Source organism: Lactobacillus sp. UMNPBX1, from assembly GCF_002554085.1.
Lineage (GTDB): Bacteria > Bacillota > Bacilli > Lactobacillales > Lactobacillaceae > Lactobacillus > Lactobacillus crispatus.
The window spans coordinates 267,593-289,904 of sequence record NZ_PCZI01000001.1 but is presented as its reverse complement, the minus strand read 5'-3'; the positions used below and the strand labels follow the sequence as shown (position 1 = coordinate 289,904).

Annotated in this window: 22 protein-coding genes; 3 read left to right on the top strand and 19 right to left on the bottom strand. The window is 37.3% G+C overall.

Annotated features, from left to right (window positions below; all coding sequences use genetic code 11):
* Positions 1-212 precede the first annotated feature (212 nt).
* Positions 213-1,838: an APC family permease gene (locus tag CP352_RS01445; protein ID WP_035443094.1), complete on the top strand. Its 1,626-nt coding sequence runs from the start codon at positions 213-215 to the stop codon at positions 1,836-1,838.
* A gap of 44 nt (positions 1,839-1,882) precedes the next feature.
* Here the strand turns inward: CP352_RS01445 and CP352_RS01440 are convergent, their stop codons facing one another.
* The 4 genes from CP352_RS01440 to CP352_RS01425 all read right to left on the bottom strand — a co-directional run bounded on the left by CP352_RS01440 (position 1,883) and on the right by CP352_RS01425 (position 7,503).
* Positions 1,883-2,833 carry an alpha/beta hydrolase gene (locus tag CP352_RS01440; protein WP_089142997.1) on the bottom strand — a complete coding sequence of 317 codons (951 nt, stop codon included), beginning with the start codon at positions 2,831-2,833 and terminating at the stop codon, positions 1,883-1,885.
* A gap of 171 nt (positions 2,834-3,004) precedes the next feature.
* The gene (locus CP352_RS01435) at positions 3,005-4,480 is read right to left on the bottom strand and encodes a glycoside hydrolase family 1 protein (protein WP_089142996.1); all 1,476 of its coding nucleotides are present in this window, start codon (positions 4,478-4,480) and stop codon (positions 3,005-3,007) included.
* A 41-nt stretch (positions 4,481-4,521) separates the two neighbouring features.
* Complete coding sequence (locus tag CP352_RS01430; protein WP_089142995.1) at positions 4,522-6,543, bottom strand: beta-glucoside-specific PTS transporter subunit IIABC; 2,022 nt, start codon at positions 6,541-6,543, stop codon at positions 4,522-4,524.
* A 126-nt stretch (positions 6,544-6,669) separates the two neighbouring features.
* Positions 6,670-7,503: a PRD domain-containing protein gene (locus CP352_RS01425; protein ID WP_013086086.1), complete on the bottom strand. Its 834-nt coding sequence runs from the start codon at positions 7,501-7,503 to the stop codon at positions 6,670-6,672.
* 209 nt (positions 7,504-7,712) lie between these two features.
* Between CP352_RS01425 and CP352_RS01420 the strand changes: the two genes are divergently transcribed.
* The gene (locus CP352_RS01420; protein ID WP_089142994.1) at positions 7,713-8,858 is read left to right on the top strand and encodes a glycerate kinase; all 1,146 of its coding nucleotides are present in this window, start codon (positions 7,713-7,715) and stop codon (positions 8,856-8,858) included.
* 24 nt (positions 8,859-8,882) lie between these two features.
* Here CP352_RS01420 and CP352_RS01415 read toward each other — a convergent pair whose 3' ends face one another.
* The 12 genes from CP352_RS01415 to murB form a co-directional block, all read right to left on the bottom strand.
* A complete protein-coding gene (locus CP352_RS01415; RefSeq protein WP_005718721.1) occupies positions 8,883-9,338 on the bottom strand; it encodes a low molecular weight protein-tyrosine-phosphatase in 456 nt (151 codons plus the stop codon).
* Positions 9,338-10,054: a hypothetical protein gene (locus tag CP352_RS01410; RefSeq protein WP_054832690.1), complete on the bottom strand. Its 717-nt coding sequence runs from the start codon at positions 10,052-10,054 to the stop codon at positions 9,338-9,340. The genes CP352_RS01415 and CP352_RS01410 overlap by 1 nt, the downstream gene beginning before the upstream one ends.
* 14 nt (positions 10,055-10,068) lie before the next feature.
* Positions 10,069-10,509, bottom strand: a complete 441-nt coding sequence (locus CP352_RS01405) for a CopY/TcrY family copper transport repressor (RefSeq protein ID WP_005718717.1) — start codon at positions 10,507-10,509, stop codon at positions 10,069-10,071.
* Positions 10,510-10,539: 30 nt separating this feature from the next.
* Positions 10,540-11,355, bottom strand: a complete 816-nt coding sequence (locus CP352_RS01400; RefSeq protein ID WP_005721484.1) for a Cof-type HAD-IIB family hydrolase — start codon at positions 11,353-11,355, stop codon at positions 10,540-10,542.
* 100 nt (positions 11,356-11,455) lie between these two features.
* Positions 11,456-12,808: a phosphoglucosamine mutase gene (gene glmM / locus CP352_RS01395; RefSeq protein ID WP_061204560.1), complete on the bottom strand. Its 1,353-nt coding sequence runs from the start codon at positions 12,806-12,808 to the stop codon at positions 11,456-11,458.
* Positions 12,809-12,830: 22 nt separating this feature from the next.
* Complete coding sequence (locus tag CP352_RS01390; protein WP_005718713.1) at positions 12,831-13,790, bottom strand: YbbR-like domain-containing protein; 960 nt, start codon at positions 13,788-13,790, stop codon at positions 12,831-12,833.
* Complete coding sequence (gene cdaA / locus CP352_RS01385; protein ID WP_005718712.1) at positions 13,787-14,629, bottom strand: diadenylate cyclase CdaA; 843 nt, start codon at positions 14,627-14,629, stop codon at positions 13,787-13,789. Before cdaA ends, CP352_RS01390 begins: the two co-directional genes overlap by 4 nt.
* Positions 14,630-14,667: 38 nt before the next feature.
* Complete coding sequence (locus tag CP352_RS01380; RefSeq protein WP_065990277.1) at positions 14,668-15,741, bottom strand: ABC transporter substrate-binding protein; 1,074 nt, start codon at positions 15,739-15,741, stop codon at positions 14,668-14,670.
* On the bottom strand, positions 15,738-16,553 hold the full coding sequence (locus CP352_RS01375) for an ABC transporter permease (protein WP_013086080.1): 816 nt from the start codon (positions 16,551-16,553) through the stop codon (positions 15,738-15,740). The genes CP352_RS01380 and CP352_RS01375 overlap by 4 nt, the downstream gene beginning before the upstream one ends.
* Positions 16,550-17,362 carry an ABC transporter permease gene (locus tag CP352_RS01370; RefSeq protein ID WP_035443106.1) on the bottom strand — a complete coding sequence of 271 codons (813 nt, stop codon included), beginning with the start codon at positions 17,360-17,362 and terminating at the stop codon, positions 16,550-16,552. The genes CP352_RS01375 and CP352_RS01370 overlap by 4 nt, the downstream gene beginning before the upstream one ends.
* Positions 17,352-18,449 (bottom strand): ABC transporter ATP-binding protein, encoded by a 1,098-nt coding sequence (locus CP352_RS01365; RefSeq protein WP_080668506.1) that lies wholly within the window; start codon positions 18,447-18,449, stop codon positions 17,352-17,354. Before CP352_RS01365 ends, CP352_RS01370 begins: the two co-directional genes overlap by 11 nt.
* 66 nt (positions 18,450-18,515) lie before the next feature.
* Positions 18,516-19,412, bottom strand: coding sequence for a UDP-N-acetylmuramate dehydrogenase (gene murB / locus CP352_RS01360; protein WP_013086078.1), 897 nt, complete (start codon positions 19,410-19,412; stop codon positions 18,516-18,518).
* Positions 19,413-19,507: 95 nt separating this feature from the next.
* Here murB and CP352_RS01355 point away from each other — a divergent pair, with 95 nt between their 5' ends.
* Entirely contained in the window at positions 19,508-20,041 is a 534-nt protein-coding gene (locus tag CP352_RS01355; protein ID WP_005718706.1) for a 3'-5' exonuclease, read from the top strand.
* 37 nt (positions 20,042-20,078) lie between these two features.
* Here CP352_RS01355 and tsaE read toward each other — a convergent pair whose 3' ends face one another.
* From tsaE to CP352_RS01340, 3 genes are read right to left on the bottom strand one after another with little or no spacing between them, the layout of a single operon-like run.
* Positions 20,079-20,558: a tRNA (adenosine(37)-N6)-threonylcarbamoyltransferase complex ATPase subunit type 1 TsaE gene (gene tsaE / locus CP352_RS01350; protein ID WP_013086076.1), complete on the bottom strand. Its 480-nt coding sequence runs from the start codon at positions 20,556-20,558 to the stop codon at positions 20,079-20,081.
* Complete coding sequence (pta, locus tag CP352_RS01345) at positions 20,558-21,547, bottom strand: phosphate acetyltransferase (RefSeq protein ID WP_089142993.1); 990 nt, start codon at positions 21,545-21,547, stop codon at positions 20,558-20,560. Before pta ends, tsaE begins: the two co-directional genes overlap by 1 nt.
* 10 nt (positions 21,548-21,557) lie before the next feature.
* Positions 21,558-22,256, bottom strand: coding sequence for a uracil-DNA glycosylase (locus CP352_RS01340; protein ID WP_005718702.1), 699 nt, complete (start codon positions 22,254-22,256; stop codon positions 21,558-21,560).
* Positions 22,257-22,312 lie beyond the last annotated feature (56 nt).

The following is a 22,312-nucleotide window of genomic DNA, read 5'->3' as shown; positions in this document are numbered from 1 at the left end:
ATTATTATATCACTTACATTTAATAAGTTAAACATTTTTATCAAAAAAATAGAAAGCGTTTAACACTAGTCATCAACACATATAATAGTTAGAATCTATTTAGATACTTTCACAATGAGGAGAAGAAATGAACGAAAAGTGTAAAAACAAATCGCCAGCCTTCTTATTCTTTTAAGAGAGTAAAAGTTTTTAAAGAGAAGGATGAGAATTAATTGGACGATTTAATTTCAACAAATAAAATGAAGACCATCACTTGGCCTGTTTTGACCCTAATGGCTTTATGTACAGTTATCGGTTTAGACGATATCATGTACAACTTTCAAAACCAAGGGATGCCTGTTATCACCTCTTGGATTATCATGTGTTTACTTTATGTCACACCTTATTCACTAATGGTAGGGCAACTAGGTTCTACTTTTGATAAAGAAGGCGGCGGACTTTCTTCATGGGTACGTGGTACTGACGGTGAATTCTTAGGTTACTTCACGGCTTGGACTTATTGGGCTGCTTCCATTCCTTATGCAGTTGACTCTGCCAATGAAATTATCGTTGACTTGGGTTGGGCTGTAACTGGAACTAAAGACTTCCAAGATAAGATTCCAACTTCATTGTTTGCAATTTTAACCTTTGTAGTGTTTATTGTCTTTATCATTGTCGAACACCACTTTTCTAACTCAATGGAATTTCTTTCCACGATTGGTGGTGGATTGATGATTATCATGGTTATCTTATTCGTGATTTTAGCCTTCTTCGGCTTGGTTAAATCTGGTGGCCATATGGCAACCAAAAACTTTGGCTTCCATTCAATTGTGCCTAACTTCAACTTACACTACTGGTCAACAGTTGGTATGTTGATTTACGCCATGAATGGTTGTGAATTGGTTGCACCATACGTAACCAAGATGAAAAAACCTAAAACTGATTTTCCTAAGGCCATGATTGCTTTAGCCGTAATGACTGCCTTCTTGACTATCTTAGGTTCATTTGCCTTAGGTATTTACTTCGACGCTAACCATATTCCTAATGACTTGAAGATGAATGGTGCTTACTACCTCTTCGATATGTTAGGAAAACAATTCGGCATGGGACACTTCTTACTTTACTTCTGGGCTTGGACATCACTGTTCTTCAATTGTGCTTTGGTTGCAGTCTTGCTTGACGCGATGACCAGAATGTTGATTTCAGACACTGGTGACAAGTACATGCCTAAGTTTTTGCGTAAAAAGGATAAGAATGGCTTGCCAGTTAACGGCTATATCTTAACTGTTGCTCTTTCATCATTCATTATGATCTTGGGTATTTTCCTACCTGATATGAATGATATTTTTAACTGGTTATTGAACCTTAACTCAATTATTTCACCAGGTGTAACCTGCTGGATCTTCTACTCATTTATGCGAATTAGAAAGAATTCCAAGAAGTTTCCATCACAATATGTTTATATTAAAAACGATAAGTTAGCTTGGCTTGTCGGTTTACTATTACTATTAGTCACTGCTGCTGCAACTATCCTTGGCTTTGCACCACAAGATGTTAAGCAAGGAACTGGCTTATGGTGGTATGAATTAATCATTAATATCGTTGCCGTAGTTGTCTTAATTGGTTTGGGTGCTATCTTACCAGGTATTAGACGTCGTGAAGTTGAATACGGTGTTGCTTTTGATAAAGCTCAATGGATTTGGATGGGAATCTTGATTATCGGTTCAATCATCTTAGATATTTGGTTAGGTAGCACAAAATTACCGATGAGAATTGCTTTGATTGTTATCGAAGCAGTTGTTGCTTTGATTTTGACTTGGTTAGTTGGTCGAAGAAAGCCAGCTAATGCTACGAAATAATAAATTATTCTATTCAAAAAGGAAGGCACGCACCTTCCTTTTTCTTATACATATTTTTTCAAAAATTCACTTACACGACGTTGATATTCTCTAGGGTATGTCTCAAAAGAACGAGCATGTTTTGCCTTTTTAGCAATCCACAACTGTTTTGGTCCTTTAGCTGCCTTGTAGTTTGCATAAACCATTTTCGTCGGCACAAACGGATCTTTCCCACCATGAATAAACAACATTGGCTTATTGTTTTTCTCGACAGAATTAACAGCCGAAGCATCCCCTAAATAAAAGCCTAGATTTGCTTTAGCAATAACACTCAATCCATTCACAAAAAATGGACCAACTGGACCGGGCAAATGATAAATATCCTTAGCTTCATGCAAAAATTCATCCTTAACACTAGTATAGCCACAATCTTCAATATAAGCCTTAACCTGGCTCGGCATCTTAATACCACTTGCCATCATCGTCGTGGCTCCACCCATGCTGACACCGAAGATGACAATCTTCTGCTTTTTGCCTTCCTCAGCAATCAACTTTCTCACCCATTTACGCACATCATACTTTTCAGGCCAACCATAGCCAATATACTTTCCCTGACTTTGTCCATGTGCACGCGCGTCTGGCATCAACACGTTATAACCCATTTGATGGAACATTGCTGCATACGGTCCCATCGTATCCTTGTTATTGGTAAAGCCGTGCAACAAAACAACCGTCTTATCAGAATTTTTCTTCGGAATATAATTTGCATCTAGCCGATAATCACCAGTATTAGACTTAATATACCATCTCTGTTTTTTAGCATCTTCATACCAGCGCTTCTTCTCCGCTAACGGATCTTTTTTATTTTTACTCGAGTATTTATTCAAAACAGCTTTTTTACCAGGCACAAAGGCCACATTGAAAAAATATGCTTCTCCTACTCCAATGAACGCAACTAATACAGCAACGATAATTCCAATCGTCACCCAAAATCTCTTTCTGTGTTTTCTATTCAAAATGTCAACTCCTATATAAAACAGATAGAATTAATTATACGCTTTTAAATTTTATATGGTATATTGACATTTTTATCAAAATATTGCTCAGCCCTGTACACAAAACTTCTAATTTTAGAATAAAAAGATGATGAGATCTGCTGTCTCATCATCTTTTTAACTAGTATAGCTTTAGTCTAAATCTTCACCATTTGAAGCAATAACTTTCTTGTACCAGTAGTAAGAATCCTTTGGCATTCTATCTAAAGTACCTTTACCTTCATCATCACGATCAACATAGATAAAACCGTAACGCTTAGACATTTGACCGGTACCAGCTGATACTTCATCAATACAGCCCCAAGTAGTGTAGGCACGGACATCAACGCCATCTTCGATCGCACGATTCATTGCCTTAATGTGCATTCTAAGGTAATCAATGCGGTAATCGTCATGAATCTTACCATCATCACTAATCTTATCAACGGCACCTAGACCATTTTCAACTACCATCATTGGGATTTCGTAACGGTCATACATAACTTCAAGGTAGTATTGCAAGCCATCTGGATCAGTTGCCCAACCCCATTCTGAATACTTAAGGTATGGATTCTTAGCACCAGCGGCGAAGTTACCGCCAACCTTATCTTTTACTTCATGAGTTGTGATAACGTTGCTCATGTAGTAAGAAAAGGTGTACATATCAACTTTACCTTCCAACATATCCTTCTTATCTTGCTCAGTAATGTCTAAGTGAACATTGTGTTCTTTCCAAAGGCGCTTAGCAAATGTTGGATATTTACCCTTGCATTGTGCATCCCCACAGTAGAGAATATTTTGTTCCCACATATGACGGTTAAGCAAAATATCTTTTGGATCTGGAGTAAGTGGGTAATCAACAATACCACAGATCATGTTGCCAACTACATAATTTGGATCAATTTCATGAGCCAACTTAACTGCCCGAGCACTAGCTACGAATTGATAGTGCAATTTCTGATATGCATGTTGGTATGCCTTATCATCAGTCACATTATTGCCAAAAGCACTAAGCATCAACAGGGTTGAATTGATTTCGTTAAAAGTAAGCCAGTACTTAACTAATCCCTTGTATTCTTCAAACAAAGTCTTAGCATATTTCACATACATATCGATCATTTTACGATCTTGCCAGTCATGATATTTTTCACTGAGGTAAAGTGGATCTTCATAGTGAGAAATAGTAACTAAAGGTTCAATATCATATTTTTTACATTCTTCAAATACTCTGCGATAAAAGTCAAGTCCAGCTTGATTTGGCTTTTCCTCATCACCCTTAGGGAAGATCCGAGTCCAAGCAATTGATAAACGGAAGGTTTTGAAACCCATGTCCGCAAACATCTTAATATCATCTTTGTAATGGTGATAAAAATCAATCGCTACATGGTTAGGATAATATTCATTAGGATCAATTGCACCAACTGCCCCTTCAGGAAGTCCCGCACCTGGAACTCCTGGTGTTTTTTCTAACTTACCATTTAACTTGTAAGTCAACATTCTAGGTGCATCTAAGCTACCTGCAGTAGTAATATCTGTTACTGATAGGCCTTTACCATCTTCATCATATGCACCTTCGATTTGGTTAGCGGCAGTTGCTCCGCCCCATAAAAAGTTCTTTGGAAATGACATTATGATTCTCCTTTTTTGAAAGCATTTACATTAATTATAGACTAATTGGTTTGAACTTGACCAGTTGTTTTAACTTCTGCGTTACTGCCTTGCAAAGACAAAATTTCTTGACCAACTTTAACTTCACCTTGAGCTACTTGCTGTACAGATTCATATTTCTTAGAATTCGTAACAACAACTGGAGTAGTCACTTCATAGCCAGCAGCCTTAATTTCTTTAATATTAAATTTAACCAATGGATCACCTGCTTTAACCTCTTGACCTTTTTCTACTAAAGTCTTGAAGCCCTTACCTTGCAGATTAACGGTATCCATTCCAATGTGCATTAACACTTCTGCGCCATCTGTAGTGTTAAGTCCGACAGCGTGTCCTGTTGGGAAAACTAAAGCAATCTTACCATCAGCTGGGGCATGAAGCACACCTTCGCTTGGTTCAATAGCAACGCCTTCCCCCATTGCACCGCTTGAGAATACTTCATCTTTAATTTCTGACAATGGTTTTACTTCACCGTCTAATGGTGAAACTAATTTGGTTGAAGGATTTTCCCTTTCTTCACTTAAAATTGCTTGTACAGGAGCACTCTTAGTAATATTAGCTGCTTCATTAGCGGCGTCAGCAACTTTTTGTGCTTGTTTTTTATTATATTCAGCATCAACTGATTTTTTACCAAAGAGCATTTGAAGTGCAAAACCAGCTATAAATGCTACAATACCGGCAATAATTACGCCGACAATTGTTGTCATTGATCCTCCCTTAGGATTAATGTAGGCCGGAATTGCAAAGAATCCCATTGATGGCATAATGTACAATACTGAATGAAAGGCACCAATGATTGCACCTGAGACTGCACCAGCAATACAGCTTAAAACAAACGGCGTTTTTCTTGGTAATGTAATACCATAAATTGCTGGTTCAGTAACACCGAACAGTCCTGAGAAAAATGCACCAGTAGCAGTTTCTTTAAGTTTTTTGTCCTTAGTTTGACGGATAATAGCTAAAACAACACCAATTTGCGCATAACAAACCATGCAAGATAAACCTAGAATTGGGTCATAACCTAATGCGGCTAAATCTGCAGTAGTTACGGCAACGATTCCCCAGTGAACACCGAAAATAACAAGTACTTGCCAAAGAGCACCCATTAATAAACCAGCAATAATTGGACTAAAGTTGTAAACACCTGACATCACTGCACCAATTGCGTCCCCAACCCAAGTCATTACAGGACCAATTACTATAAATGCAACTGGTAAAGCAATAATCATAGTGACAACTGGAACCAAGAACATTTGCACAACTGATGGAATCCACTTTTTAGCCCAGTGCTCAATAATTGAAGCAAACCAAACGGTAAATAATACTGGTAAAACTGTAGAAGTATAATTCATCGTGATAACCGGAATGCCAAAGAAAGTCGTGTGAATCTCTGAGGCAAAAGCCGTTCCTTTAAACAATGTACCTAGAACAGTCTTACTTGCAGCTAATTGAACCATAGTTGGATAAGTTAAGGTTGCACCAATTGCTAATCCGATAAATTGATTCATGTGAAATCTACGTGCTGCAGTTACCCCTAAGAATACTGGTAAGAAGTAGAAAATACTATCACCAATTGCATATAGAATTTGGTAAGTACCTGATTTAGTAGATAGCCATCCCATTGCACCTGCTAAAACTACTAGACCTTTAATAATACCGCCAGCACTAAGTGGAGCTAGAATATCTGTAAAAATGCCTGAAATCAAAGCAACGGCTTTATCCACAAAGCTAGAATTATCTTCAACGTCATCATCAGGAACTTGTCCACCGCCATTAAAGCCGCCTTCTTTGACAACAGCATCATAAACATCAGCAACTTCATTACCAATGACCACTTGATACTGACCACCAGCTTTAACAACGGTTACAACACCATCCGTATCTTTTAAAACATCATCGGTAGCCTTTTTTTCATCCTTTAATTTAAAACGCAAACGAGTTGCACAGTGAACAACACTGGTCACATTATCTTTGCCACCAACATTTTGAATGATGGTCTTGGCTAATTCATCATAGTTCTTAGCCATTTGCCTTTCCTCCTTAAAATAAAAACCCAAGCTACTCAAAAACTAAAGAACATAAATGTTCAACGTCTTTCAGTAACTCGGGTTCATGCCTAATTTTTTAGTAACATACCTAAGTAACTTAGATATTTAATTATCTTGACGACTAGTTACGCGCCAAATATGTAAAACAAGATAAAATTCATCATCTGAATCTAAATCCCATCCCATTTTTGCATGTAAGTAAGTGGTGATCCGCTCCGCCGTCTCATACGCTTTGCTATATTTGATTTTCATAAAACCTAGCATTGCAGGATCAAGTGAAGCCTCCTCCTTTTGCTTATTTCGTAAAAATCTAACTAACAAAATGCGCAAATGCGAAACAAACCTACTATAGTTAAAGGAGCTCGTATCAAGTTGCATTGAATATTGCAATTGAATAATATCGATTATCCCACGAATCAAATTTGTAATCTGAATTGTTTCTTGTACTTGAGAAACATCACTCTTAGCATTAACCAGGTGATAGGTCATCAAAACCGACTCACTCTGCGGCAATTTAATCTGCATCTCCTGATTAATTAGATTGACCACTTTTTTAGCTGCCGCAAATTCTTTTGGAAAAAGATTTTGAACTTCCCAACTATTGTTAGCGGGAGCTATATCAATATGATCTTTAATTCGCGTAACTGCAAAATCAATGTGATCTGCTAAAGCAAGATACTGAAAGTCATTGAACTTAATCTGAAGCAGAGGTTCGACCAGCTGAAGTACCTTATTAGTTACTTCAATTGTTTTAGGGTCAAAGCCCTTAACTTGATCCACTTCGTCTTTAGTAACGAAGCGACGTTCAATTTTGCTTTCATCAACAGGATCACCTTTTTTTAGACCAAATCCTACGCCCTTGCCTAGGACTATTTCTTCTTGACCTTGGTTATTTTCAATTAAGGCAGCACTATTATTAAATGTTTTAAGAAATTTCATAATAATTCACCACCTTAGCAAAAAAAGAAAAAGCTATCACAAATAATGATATACCAAAGCAACATTATTTGTAATAGCTAAGACCTGATCGTATCAGTAATCCGCTCACTTACAGTTATTATAATAGCCAATATTGTAAGCGGTGTCAATATAATTTTGTGAAAAAAAGCAAAATATTTTACAATGAACTAAAAAGCGAGGTAATTAAAATGAAATTCGTTCTTGCACCTGATTCATTTAAAGAAAGCATGACAGCAAAAGAAGTCTGCATTGCAATGAAAAATGGTATTCAAAAAGTTATTCCCAATGCACAAATAATTGCGGTACCAATGGCCGATGGGGGCGAAGGTACAACTGATTCACTCGTTGATGCTACAAACGGTCGAAAATACCAAATAAATGTTACCGGTCCGCTTAATCAAAAAGTATCAGCTTATTATGGCATCTCAGGTGATGGACAAACTGCAATCATCGAAATGGCACAAGCTAGTGGTCTCTCCTATGTTGCAAAAAGTAAACGAACTCCCGAAACAATTTTAAAGACTACAACTTATGGAACCGGCGAATTAATTAACGCAGCTTTGAAGCACAACGTCAAAAAGATTATTATCGGCCTTGGTGGTAGCAGTACTAATGATGGCGGTGCTGGTATGGCACAAGCGCTTGGTGTTAAATTTTTTGATCAAAATCATCATGAAATCACCCAAAAGTTAGCAGGCGGTGCTTTAGATCAAATTGCTAATATTGATCTTTCTTCAATTAATCCTCGTATTAAAGATACCAAATTTTTATTAGCCAGTGACGTAACCAATCCTCTAACTGGACCTAATGGTGCAAGTAGCGTCTTCGGCCCACAAAAAGGCGCAGATGATACAACTGTTAAAATTCTAGATCAAAATTTATCTCACTATGCACAAGTAATTGAACAGACTATTGATAAAAACGTCGCCCAAATTTCTGGTAGTGGTGCTGCAGGCGGCCTAGGCGCTGGCCTGATCGCCTTTACTAACGCCAGTATTCATCCAGGCGTGCAATTAATTGCCCAAGAAACTAAGCTTGAAGCCAAGATCAAAAAAGCTGACTATGTTTTTACCGGCGAAGGCGGAACTGATTTTCAAACTAAATTCGGTAAAACCCCTTTCGGAGTTGCCAAAATAGCCCAGAAATATCACGTACCAGTTATTTCTTTAGCAGGCTATTTAGGTCAAGGTATTGATCAACTCTATGATGAAGGATTTACCGCTATATTTGGCATTCTTGCTAAAGCAGAAAGTATTGAACAAGCCTTAAAAGACGGACCAATAAATGTTACCCGTACAACTGAAAATATTGTTCGTTTAATCGCACAAAAATAAGATGAGCTCGATGCCCATCTTATTTTATTTCGTTAATTTCTTAATTAAGCCTTCACAGCCACGATAAATTTCATTATACGCTGTTTCAAAATCATTTGTATACCAAGGATCATCGACATCAGCATAAGAGCCAGCAAACTCTAAAATTTTATGTTCTTTATGCTCTGGGTCTCCACCAGTAATGCGATTCATATCTGCGAAATTTTCTTCATCCATGCAGATTAAATATTCATAATTATCATAGTCTGAGCGAGTCATTTGACTAGCACGATGACCACGATCATATGGAATATGTTTTGCAACTAATTCCCGTTGTGCACGAGCATCAATCCCATGACCTAAAGCATCCTGCGTAGTTGCTTTAGATTCAGCAGTATATTGATCTGCTAGGTTATTTTCTTTTAACAAATATTGCATCACGGCCTCTGCCATTGGTGAGCGGCAAATATTGCCATGACAAACAAACAGAATTTTTTTCATTACTTTTTCTTCCTCTTAGTTAGTCTATTTATAACCGGCCAAATAATCGCCGTAATAATTCCAACTGTTAAGCCAACCCAAATCTCCTGCGACAAAGTTACAAGAATGCCACTATAAACTCGACTTTGCAATGCGGTCATCGCCTCATTTGAGGCAAGCCACAATGCCACAAATGAAGCAATAGTAGTTAGTGCTAGTGGAATTGACGCCGAAGAGCGACCAAATAAAATCAAAATTGCGGCTAACAAAAATAACAAAGCCACTGCAAAAATTGAATACTCATAAATTGTAATAATATGGTTCACATCTTCTGAATCTTCCTTCAATTTATGATTAATTTGCTTGACTAAATATTCATTGATAATTTCTTCCAACTTACTTTTACTAGTTAAGCCTAAATCTTTAGTGGTCAATTTTCCCTGATCATTATATTTTTCACACAATCTATATAGATCAGCATATGATAAGTTAACTTGATATTTCGGCGGCAATTGTTCTAACAATGTCTTTTCCAAACCAGATGCTTCGAGTAACTCAACCCCTGCCTTCAAATTAGGATTATCTGAGTCATCCACTACTCGATTGATTACTTCTTTGCCCATCGCCTGTGTATCGTTTATTTTTAAACTCACATTGCTATTCATTAATAACCAAAAAGATACTGCGGCTAGGCCGACCATTATCAAACGTAGTATTATTTTGACGATGTTCTTCATTTAAAAATCTTCCCCTAACATCTACTTTTTTCAGATGGCAAACAATTGCAAGGCACCATGTCAGGAGCATCCTTTTCTTTCAATTTAAGTTCTTGCTGCATCGTCTTAATATCGCCCTTAGAAAGCGGTGCTTCTTTTAGCAACTGAATTAATACCTCACCCTTGTGCATATCACACATGTTTTGCATCATATGTAAAGTAACTTCAGACATCATTTTGCGCTGACTAATAGTCGGCTTATAAACAAAACACCGGCCTTCTTTACGCGTCTTTAGCAAGCCCTTTTGCACTAAACGCCGCATTAGCGTTTTAATTGTGGAATCGGACCAATCCTTTTTACCTTGTAGTTCTTTGATTACTTGGCCAGTACGAACTTCTCCTAAGGTCCAAATAATACGCATAACTTCCCATTCTGATTGGGTAATGGAATTACGATCGTCTTTAGTTTCTGCCATAAAACATCACTTCTAAATCCAAATTTTTTACTAAAGAACAAATTTTTTCAAAGCCTTTGCAATCCCGTTGTGATCATTATCATCAGTAACATAATCAGCCTTATCTTTGATCTCACTAATGGCGTTACCCATCGCTACTTTCATGAAGTTGGGATTAGAAAACATCGAAAGATCATTGCCTTGATCACCAAAAATCATCACGTCTTTTTGGGCAATTTTTAGCCGTGAAGCCAAATCCATTAAAGCATTACCTTTTGAAGCTCCCAAGGCATTTAATTCAATAATACTGTCAAAACTGCGAACAATGTCATAAGTCTGAAAAGCCCAGTCGGGGAAACTATTCCACAGTTTTTCTACCTGGTCAGCTCCTTCAGTTGAAGTAAAACCGACTTTGTTAAAAGTAAAATCTTTTGGAATTTCTTTTCGGTCTCTAACTTTCATAATATTATCGGTCAAAGCCGCATTAATTTGCATTTGCACAGATAAATCCCGATCAGTTGTAATGAAATACTTAGTCGTCTCAAAATGTACATTTACATGACTTAAACGCTGAAAACGCAACATATTATTGAAGTCTTGATAATTCAATTCCTGACTCATTAAAACACGACCAGAAATTGTTTGAATTACTGCACCATTAAAGACGATTGCGTATTGATCATCACCTTCAATTCCTAATTGCTTAGCAAAGTTCAATACTCCTGATAATGGTCGTCCAGTAGCTAAAACAACCTTAATCCCATTTTGTACTGCGACACGCAACATTCTTTGCGTTTCTGGCAAAATAGTATTATTGCTTGATAATAAAGTTCCATCTAAATCAACCGCGATCAATTTAATAGCCATTTTAACCCCTCGGATCTTAAAAATTACATCTAGCATTAATTATACAAAAAGCCGTGATTTAACTCACGACTTTTTACTTATCGATTATTCAATTAGGATTTTACTTACCCATTTCCTTTTCGACCACTTTAACGATACGGTCTACATAGGCATCAGTTTCTTCTTGAGTTGGTCCTTCAGCCATTACTCTAAGCAAGTCTTGAGTACCTGATGGACGAACAAGTACACGACCATTTCCAGCCATATCCTTTTCCACTGCAGCAATTTCATCAAGAATTGGTTTGTGTTCTTTCCAGCTCTTCTTGTCAGCAACCGGAACATTAACTAGGCATTGTGGGTAATCTTTAAAGTCTTTCAAAAGTTCACTTAATGACTTACCAGTCTTCTTCATTACTAGCATTAAATGCAAACCGGTTAACATACCATCACCAGTATTATGATAATCACTCATAATAACGTGACCTGATTGTTCGCCACCTAGATTGTAGCCGTGAGCACGCATTTCTTCAGAAACGTAACGGTCACCAACTTGGGTACGAACATTCTTCAAGCCTTCTTTTTCAAGAGCCTTAGTAAAACCAAGATTACTCATTACAGTAGTAACAATGGTATCTTTCTTCAAACGACCATGTTCTGCCAAGTATGAGCCGAGTACGTACATGATGTGGTCACCATCAACTTCATTACCATTTTCATCAACAGCAATGCAACGGTCAGCATCCCCATCAAAGGCTAAACCAAGTTGAGCACCTTGCTTAACAACTTCTTCTTGTAACTTTTCAGTATGCGTTGCACCAACATGATCGTTAATGTTCAAACCATCTGGGTGAGTTGCAATAGTAGTAAAATCAACGCCACAATCAGCAAACAGTCTTGAGATCAATGCGCTTGAAGCACCGTTAGCTCCATCAATAACTACCTTAATTCCACCCAAGTCTTCTGGAATAGTATTTTCAATAAATTGCAAGTATTTAGCTGAACCTTCGTGGAAGTCAGTTACAGTACCTAATCCCTTAGCAGATGGACGAGGTAATTTATCTTCCTTAGCGTCAATTAATTTTTCAATTTCGCCTTCCATTTCATCTGAAAGCTTCAAACCATCGCTACCAAAGAACTTAATCCCATTATCTTCTACAGGGTTGTGTGAAGCTGAAATTTGCACCCCTGCATCGGCGCCTTGTGCTCGTACTAAGTATGAAAGACCTGGAGTAGTAATTACGCCAACCTCAAGCACTTCAATCCCAACTGAAAGAAGGCCTGAAATCAAGGCATATTCAAGCATTTGGCCTGAAATACGAGTATCACGAGATACTAAGACCTTAGCTTGTTCGCCGTCTTTTTTGTTCTTAGTTAAAACATAACCACCATCACGACCTAATTTAAAAGCCATTTCTGGAGTTAAGCCTTGATTAGCTACGCCACGAACACCATCAGTTCCGAAATATTTTAACATTTAATAAACAACCTTTCTCAAATTAATTATTTGCATTCTTTACTTTAATTGATATCTGTACATTTTCAGGATCAACGCGAGCAACTCCCTTAGGTAAAACTAAAGGGTAATTCTTTACAGTTGAATATGAGATCCCTTTCAGATCTACATCAACATCCAACTGCTTAATCTTTGCTAATGTTTCCTTTTGTCCATACAGTGTTACCTCATCATTCTTGGCAGTAACCGAATAGACTTTATTATTTTTTTCATTTTTAGGCTTTAAATTTAGCTTAACTTTCTTTTTGAAAAGCGATATTGGCAAACTAGCTTTTACTGTAGATGGATTAATCACTGCATTTAATTGACGCCCTTTTTTATCTTCAGCTATCAAAATAACTTGACGCTCATAATCATGATTAATGCCATTAGGTAAAGGCAACTTGGCAACGATCTGATCAATCTGATTTACTTCGCTTCTAGCACCAGTAACCTCAACTTGCTGCGGATCAACACTAGCCGTACCAATATTATATCCATTAGCAACAGCATTTTTATTATACTCTATTTGAACGGGCATGGTACGAGATTTTCGCCGTTCAATATCAACATTAACTGTTGCCGGGTTAATCGTGTAAGATAATTGACTATTTAGTCCCGTAACTTCTACCTTTACGGTTTGCTTACCTATTTTCTTATGAGTTAGATCAATATAAGCACGGAAGCTTTGAGTATTAACAGTCGAAGTAACTAACGCATTCGAACCCTCCAAAGTTATCTTAACCTTTTCAGGATAACCAACAACATAGTATTTATCTGTATTAACCGAAACTTGCAGAGGAACACTAATTGTCTGCGTTTCATTAGCAGTTTGCCGTGTCTTCTTAGATTCACCCTGTGTAACAAAACCTGTTTGAGTAGAGTCAATGTAAACCACTAATAAGATCGCAAACAACAATGAGATTATTCTGATTACCCAGCGTTTATCCCAAAAGTCTTTCATCGATCTGCACCCCATTTCCAGACTTTATTAATCACACGACGAATCCATGGAACCTTCTTCTCTTCCTTAGGAACAAGTTGAGCATTCAAATACTTCAAATATTCTTCACGAGACAAATCTACTAAAAAGCGCCCGTTTCTAGTAATAGTTACGCCACCAGTTTCCTCTGAGACGACGATCGTTACCGCATCGGTAACTTCAGAAATACCAACGGCAGCTCTGTGACGCGTGCCTAAACGCTTAGGAATCATGCTGTTATCTGACAGTGGTAAATATGCTGCCGCAACAGCAATTCGATTATTATTGATAATTACCGCCCCATCGTGCAACGGCGTATTAGGGATAAAAATATTAATTAACAATTCACCAGAAATATCCGCATCCAGCTTGATTCCAGTTTCAATATAATCATCTAGCCCCGTATCTTGTTGAATCGTGATTAAGGCACCAATTCTTCTTTTAGACATGTATTGAATCGCTTTATCGAGCTCCTGCACCATCTTAACCGACTGTGTATGAGCACTCTCACCTCGGCCATTAAAAATCGGCGTGCGTCCTAGCCGCTCTAGTCCACGACGAATTTCCGGCTGGAAAATAACGATAATTCCGATTACTGCCCAAGAAACAATTTGGTCCACAATATAAGTTACCGCATGCAGTTGCAGTAAGCCGGCAATAATTCTAACAATAAAGATAAAGACGATCCCTTTTGCCAGTTGTACAGCTTTGGTACCACGAATCATCATGATCAAACGGTAAACTAAATACCAAATGATTAAAATATCTAAAGCAATGGAGAAATTATTCCAAGTAAACAGATTAGAAATATTAAAATGCATTGATTGCTCCTTTCTTCTTTAATTATAACCGCCCCAATTTACCGTGCATACATTTTAAATTCTAAAAATAGGTCATTATATTCTTGGGTCTTCTTAGGACCTAAATCTCTAAAGACCTGTAGATTCTTCAACGTACTTTGAGTAGGATAAAACTGCCGGTCATCTCTAACTTTTTTCGGCAATAATTTTTGGGCTGCGGTATTTGGGGTTGCATATCCAACATATTCCGCATTTTGCGCTGCATTTTTAGGTTCAAGCATAAAATTAATAAACTTAAGTGCAGCTTTTTTATTTTGTACAGTTTTTGGAATAACAAAATTATCAAACCACAAATTTGATCCTTGCTTAGGCACAACATAATGCAAGTGAGGATTTTGTTCCATCATTTCATAAGCCTCACCAGACCAGGTAACGCCAATTGCTGCCTCATTTTGCACTAGGTACATCTTCATTTCATCTGAAATAATCGCCTTAATATTGGGTCCCAGACTATTAAGCTTAGTTTGTGCCAAATGTAGTTTAATACTAGATGTGGTATTCATTGAATATCCTAAAGAAACCAATGCCATCCCCATTGCATCCCTAGCTGAATCAACTAGTAAAATTTGCCTACGATACTTTTTACTCCACAGGTCATTCCAAGTCTTAATTGCTCCTGGCTTGACGAATTTATCATTATAAACAATTCCTAGTGTCCCCCAGAAATATGGCACAGAATAATCATTATTTTGATCAAATGACTTATGTAAAAAACTCTTGCCAATATATTTCAAATTAGGAATTTGCTTTTGATCCAACTGATCAAGCAAATGAGCCTTGCGCATTTTAGTTACCATATACTCAGAAGGAATGGTCAAATCATATGCCGTTCCGCCTTGTTTGATTTTGGTATACATCGCTTCATTGGAATCAAAGGTCTCATAGACAACATGATAACCTGTCTGCTTTTCAAACTTTTTTATTAACTTTGGATCTAGATAGTCGCCCCAGTTATAGATAATCAAGTTTTGTTTATTTTTCCCGATAGACGATTTCTCCAAATGATGGGATAAACCCCAAAGGCCTGCACAGGCAATTAAAATAGCTGCAATTGCCATCATAATCTTTTTCATTTAACTAGGCCTCCCATCACACGATGATTTTTCTTTCTGCCCTTTTTAGTAGTAATAAAATAATAGATTCCTACAAGCAACAAGACAAAAATGAACATTACGGTACTTAAAGCATTAATCTCAAGATCGATTCCTTGTCGTGCCCGAGAATAAATTTCAACTGAAAGAGTTGAAAAACCATTCCCAGTAACGAAAAAAGTTACGGCAAAATCATCTAGTGAATAGGTCAACGCCATAAATAAACCGGAAAAGATGCCTGGCATAATAACTGGAATTAAAACATCACTAAAAACCTGCCATGAATTCGCCCCTAAATCACGTGCTGCATCAATAAGCGACATATCCATTTCATTAAGTCGCGGCAAGACCATCAAAACCACAATCGGAATAGAAAAGGCAATATGACTTAACAATACAGAACCAAAATTTAAGCCAATTCCCAATGCTGTAAAAAAGATCAAAAAACTAGCACCAATAATTACATCAGGTGACACCATTAAGACATTGTTTAATGCTAAGGTTGTTTTCTTATTAGATTCTTTTTTCATCGCAGCAATTGCAATTGCACCAAATGTCCCAATAATTGTTGCTATTAAACTGGACAACAGCGCTAGTAGGATAGTTTCCAAAAATATCGCTAATAAGCGATTATCTTGAAATAAAGTCTGATAATGAGCCCATGTAAAGTGCTCAAATTTATTCATGTTTTTACCACTAGAAAATGAAAAGTAAATCAAATAAAAAATGGGTACATATAATAGGATCAAAGTAAAAACAAGATAGATCTTAGCGATTAAATGTCTGTTTCTCATAAATCTACCTTCTTTCTTCTAGCCTTTTTGCTAGTAATCAACATGACTACCACCATCAGCACGATTAAAATTACTCCAATTGTGGCCCCCATATTCCAGTTCATTGTGGTCATAAAATACTCTTCGATAGCAGTCCCTAATGTGATTACCCGATTGCCGCCGATCAGCCTTGTTAACATAAATAATGACAATGATGGGATAAAGATGGCCTGAACGCCGCTTTCAACTCCTGGACGAGAAAGCGGCCATAAAACATAGCAAAAAGTTTGCCATTTACTAGCACCCAAATCCTCAGAGGCATGAATGACTGCAGGATTAATCTCTTTAATCGCATTAAAAATTGGCAAAATCATAAACGGAATTTCAATGTAAGTCGCCACAAAAATAAAAGCAAAATCAGTAAACAAAATATTTACGGGACCAATACCAAATAAATGTAAAAATTTATTTACTAAACCGTCATTACCTAAAATGCCAATAAATGCATATGCTTTAAGCAGCAAATTAATCCATGTTGGCAAAATGATCAATAACAGCCACAGCTGCTGGTTTTTCATTTTAATTAAAAAATACGCCGCCGGATACGAAATTACCAACGTCAACAAGGTGATCAAAAATGCATACCAAAATGAGTTAAGCATCATTTTTAAAAAGGTACCATTTTTAAAAAATTCAACGTAATTTCTGAGCGTGAATGCGTTATTACTATCAGTAAACGAATACCAGAGAATCAATAAAATCGGCAAAATGACAAAGAGAATAATCCACAGCAGATATGGAATCATAAAAAACATCTTTTTATTTTTCATTTTCATCCGCCTCATACTTTTCTAGTCGAGCATCAAAATCGTGTTGGCTTTCATTTAACCGCATGACGTGAATATCTTCTGGATCAAAAAAGAGCCCAACACGTTGTCCCAATTTAACTCCATTAGTAGAATGGATCAGCCATTCATTTTCATTGGCATCAATTGCCTTAATCTCAAAGTGATCACCTAAAAATAATTGCGTCTGTGCTGTAACCACAATCTTCCCATCTTCTGGTTTAACAATATCCAAGTCTTCGGGACGAATAACTACTTCAACCTTTTCATTAGGCTTCATCCCACCATCGGCACATTTAAATTTATTATTAGCAAATTCCACTTCGTAATCATGAATCATTCGACCAGATAAAATATTGGAGTCACCAATAAAACGTGCTACAAAGTCATTCACTGGCTCATCGTAAATTGCTACCGGATTACCACTTTGTTGAATCTGCCCATCATTTAAAACAAAAATTTTATCACTCATTGATAGAGCTTCTTCTTGATCGTGCGTAACAAAAATAAAGGTAATGCCTAGCTTTTTCTGAATTGCCCGTAATTCAAATTGCATGTCTTTTCGTAAACGTTTATCCAAAGCAGATAGCGACTCATCTAATAGTAAAACCTTAGGTTCATTAACAATTGCCCGGGCAATAGCTACACGCTGCTGCTGTCCTCCACTAAGTTCCGAAATTTCGCGGTTAGCGTAACCGTCTAGACGAACCATATGCAAAGCATCTTTAACAGCTGGCTTGATTTCACTCATTGGTCTTTTCTTAATTTTCAAGCCAAACGCCACATTTTGAAAAACATCCAGGTGTGGAAACAAAGCATAATTTTGAAAAACTGTATTGATATGTCTTTTTGAAGCATCAAGGTCAGTAATATCATTACCATCAAAGAGGACTTGACCACTAGATGGCTGAGTAAAGCCAGCAATAATTCGCAAAATTGTCGATTTTCCCGAGCCACTAGGACCAAGTAGTGAATAAAATTTACCAGATTCAATAGTTAAATTTATATCTTTTAATGCTACAAACCCATCATCATATTTTTTGGTGATGTGTTTTAGTTTGATAATATCCATTTCCATCCCTCACATAAAAAACAGCTGCAAGCCTTCCAGCCTGTAGCTTGTCTTTGCTAAAATATTTTACTTTTCTTTGCCGATAATCCTAACTTCTGTGTGTAAGTCAATGTCAAACTTTTCTTTAATTACCTTTTGGATCAAATGAATTAAATTCAAATAATCTGTTGCAGTAGCACCGCCTTTATTCACGATAAAACCTGCATGTTTCATTGAATCTTGAGCGCCACCGATTTGTTTACCTTGTAAACCAGCTTTAATAATCATCGGACCAACAAAGTGCCCAGTAGGCCGCTTAAAGACACTGCCACAAGATGGATATTCAAGTGGCTGCTTATAACGACGTAAAGCATTTAAATAATGCATATGATCTAAGATCTCTAACTTATCGCCTGACTTGAGTGCAAAAGTGGCGCTTAATACAATATCGCCATTTTCTTGAACTAATGAATGCCGGTAAGAAAAGTTCATTTCTGCGTTTGAATATGTTTTAAATTCTCCTGCTCTGGTTAAAACATTAACGCTTTGCACTACTTCTTGCATCTCACCGCCATAGGCACCAGCATTCATAAAAATACCACCGCCAATACTACCAGGAATTCCAGCAGCAAATTCCATTCCGCTCAAACCATGATGAGCAGCCGCAAAAGCTGTATCGATAATCCGTGCACCAGCATCAGCTGTAACTTGATTATCTTCTACTTTAATCTCTTTTAATTCAGTCAAAATAATTACTAACCCATCAATTCCGCCGTCACGGATGATTAGATTTGAGGCATTGCCAATAATTGTTAATGGAATTTCATTTTCACGTGTGACTTTTACTAATTGTTCTACTTCATCAGTCGTCTTAGGAAAGGCCAAATATTCAGCTGGTCCACCTGTCTTAGTAAAAGTATATCTGCTTAATGGGATTTGCTCTTTAATATCAATCCCTTTTTCTTTCAAATCAAGTAATTCCACGCTGTTGCCTCCTTAAAGTTTCTTGTTTTATTTTACCGCATAAAGGCGTTAGCTTCATTAATATTAATGATATACTTTTTTAAAAGGAGAACTTTATGAATTTTATTGCAATGGACTTTGAAACAGCCAACCATTATCCAGAAAGTGCCTGTTCACTTGCTTTGGTAATGGTGAGAAATAATAAAATTGTTGATCGCTTTTATACAGTAATTAATCCTCAAATGCCATTTGACGCGCGAAATATTCAAGTACATCAAATTACAGCTGAGGACGTTAAAAACGCTCCAACAATGGCAGAGGTCTGGCCCCACATTAAAGAATTGTATCAACCAGGAATGCTTGTAGCCGCACATAACGCTCGCTTTGATACTAATGTCATGCGGCAAAGCCTGGCACGTTACGGTATTGAGGAGCCCCACTATTTGGTCATTGACACTTTAGCTAGCAGTAAATTACTCGAACCAGAACTGCCTGACCACAAATTAGACACAGTTTCTGAGGCCTTAAACGTTGAATTGTGGCACCACCATAACGCATTAAGTGATAGTGAAGCATGTGCTGGGATTTTAATCAAGCAAGAAGAGCAATTTGGTGATGAAGCAATCAAAAATTTGGTTTATCAGATATGAAAAATCTCTAGGAATTTTGATCCTAGAGATTTTTGCTTTACTTATTAAATTCAGTTAACGCAGCTTTGACCCATTCTTCATTGCGCTTACCATGAGGAGTAAATTCAACAACCCGTTTAGTTGAATCCCAACTATCGTCCACTCTGGTAATCGTGAGTTGCAAATACTCATCTGGCAAATCATTCATTACTAGTTGTGGCCATTCAATTACCACTAAACCTGGTTCTGCTAAATAGCCCTCCAAATCAATCGAGGATAAATCATCATTTTCCAAACGATAAAAGTCCATATGAAAGAGCGGCAACTTAGCTTCTCGATATTCACGCACAATGGTGAATGTAGGACTCTTAACAGGCCGATGTATGCCTAATGCTCGTCCTAATCCTTGAGTCATAGTTGTCTTGCCTGCACCCAAATCACCATTTAATAGTAATAAATCGTGGGGCTGGGCCGTTTTGGCTAGGGATGCACCTAATTTCTGCATTCCATCAGCAGAATTAATTTCTAACTTTGTCATTACTTTTCATCCTTTGCTAAAGCTTGTGCGGCAGTAACAATTGCTAAATCATAAATATCTTGTTCACTGCAGCCTCGAGATAGGTCATTCACTGGAGCTGCTAAACCTTGCAAAATTGGACCAACAGCAGTGAAGCCACCTAATCTTTGAACCATCTTATAACCGATATTGCCTGATTGTAATTCTGGGAAAACAAAGACATTCGCATGTCCAGCTACCTTTGAGTTTGGAGCCTTCTTTTCACTAACTGCAGGTACAAAAGCGGCATCAAATTGCAATTCACCATCAGCTGGAATTTCTGGATGATCCTTTTGGAACATAGCTGCTGCATCATGTACCTTATCAACCATTGGTCCTTCGGCTGAACCCTTAGTTGAAAAGCTCAAAAATGCGACCTTAGGATCAATTTCGGCCATCTTGGCAGTCAGAGCAGATTGATAGCCAATTTCAGCTAAAGTTTCTTCATCAGGATTAATGTTGATGGCACAGTCGGCAAAAATGTAACGCTCATCGCCCTTTTCCATTACGAAAGCGCCGGATACTCGATGCATCCCCTTAGCTGCATGAATTAATTGTAAAGCTGGCAAAACAGTGTTAGCCGTTGAGTGAGCAGCACCGGAAACCATACCGTCTGCTTTTCCCATCTTCACCAACATGGTACCAAAGTAATTACCTTGAGCTAACTTGAGCTTTGCTTCAGCAATACTGGTATCTTTTCGTCTAGCTTTAACAAATTCCGCTGCCATTTGATCAAGTTCATCATAATGATTGAGGTCATAGATCTTAACACCAGCTAAGTCTAAATTATTTTCTTTAGCTAACTTAGCAATCTCATCTGGATTTCCAATTAAAATTGGTTCGATAATGCCATCTTGTTTCAAATTAGCTATGGCAGTAAGAATTCTTAAATCATCGCTTTCTGGAAAAACAATTCTTTTCTTATCTTTTGCTGCTTCAACTTGTTTTTTGAATAATGAAAATACGCTCATTTTTTACCTCTTATGCTAAATCAGATTTACTTATCGTTTCTGGCAATTGCCAGTCAATCGGCGTTTCATCAAAGTTCTTCAATGCCATATTACACCGCGAAAACGGTCGCGAGCCAAAGAACCCTCGATCAGCCGAAAATGGACTTGGATGTGATGATTTAATGATAAAATTCTTACTTTGATCAATTAATGGAATCTTGTTTTGAGCAAATCGACCCCACAAAATAAAGACGACTTTTCCACGCTCACTCAGAGCCTTAATTGCAGTATCAGTCACATCTTCCCAACCTTTGCCTTGGTGACCGTTAGCATGCCCATACGGTACCGTCAAAACCGCATTCAGCAAAAGCACACCTTGATCGGCCCACTTTTTTAAGTAACCGTGATTAACAGGCCGAGCTCCGACATCATCATAGAGTTCCTTATAGATATTTTTAAGTGATGGCGGCAAAGTTGTACCTGGCATGACGGAAAAACTCATTCCATTAGCTTGACCAGGATTATGATATGGATCTTGACCCAAAATTACCACTTTAGTTTTAGCAAACGGCGTTAATTTAAAAGCCGTAAAAATATGATACATATCAGGATAAATTTGTTTAGTAGAATATTCTTCTTTTAAAAAATTATGCAATTCGTGATATTTCTCACTTGCAAAAACAGGATCCAATACTTGATCCCAATCGTTGCCAATTAATTCTTTAGCCAAGTCTTACACCCTCTTTTCTTCTCCTCTTTATGGTATCATTAATTTAATACTAAATG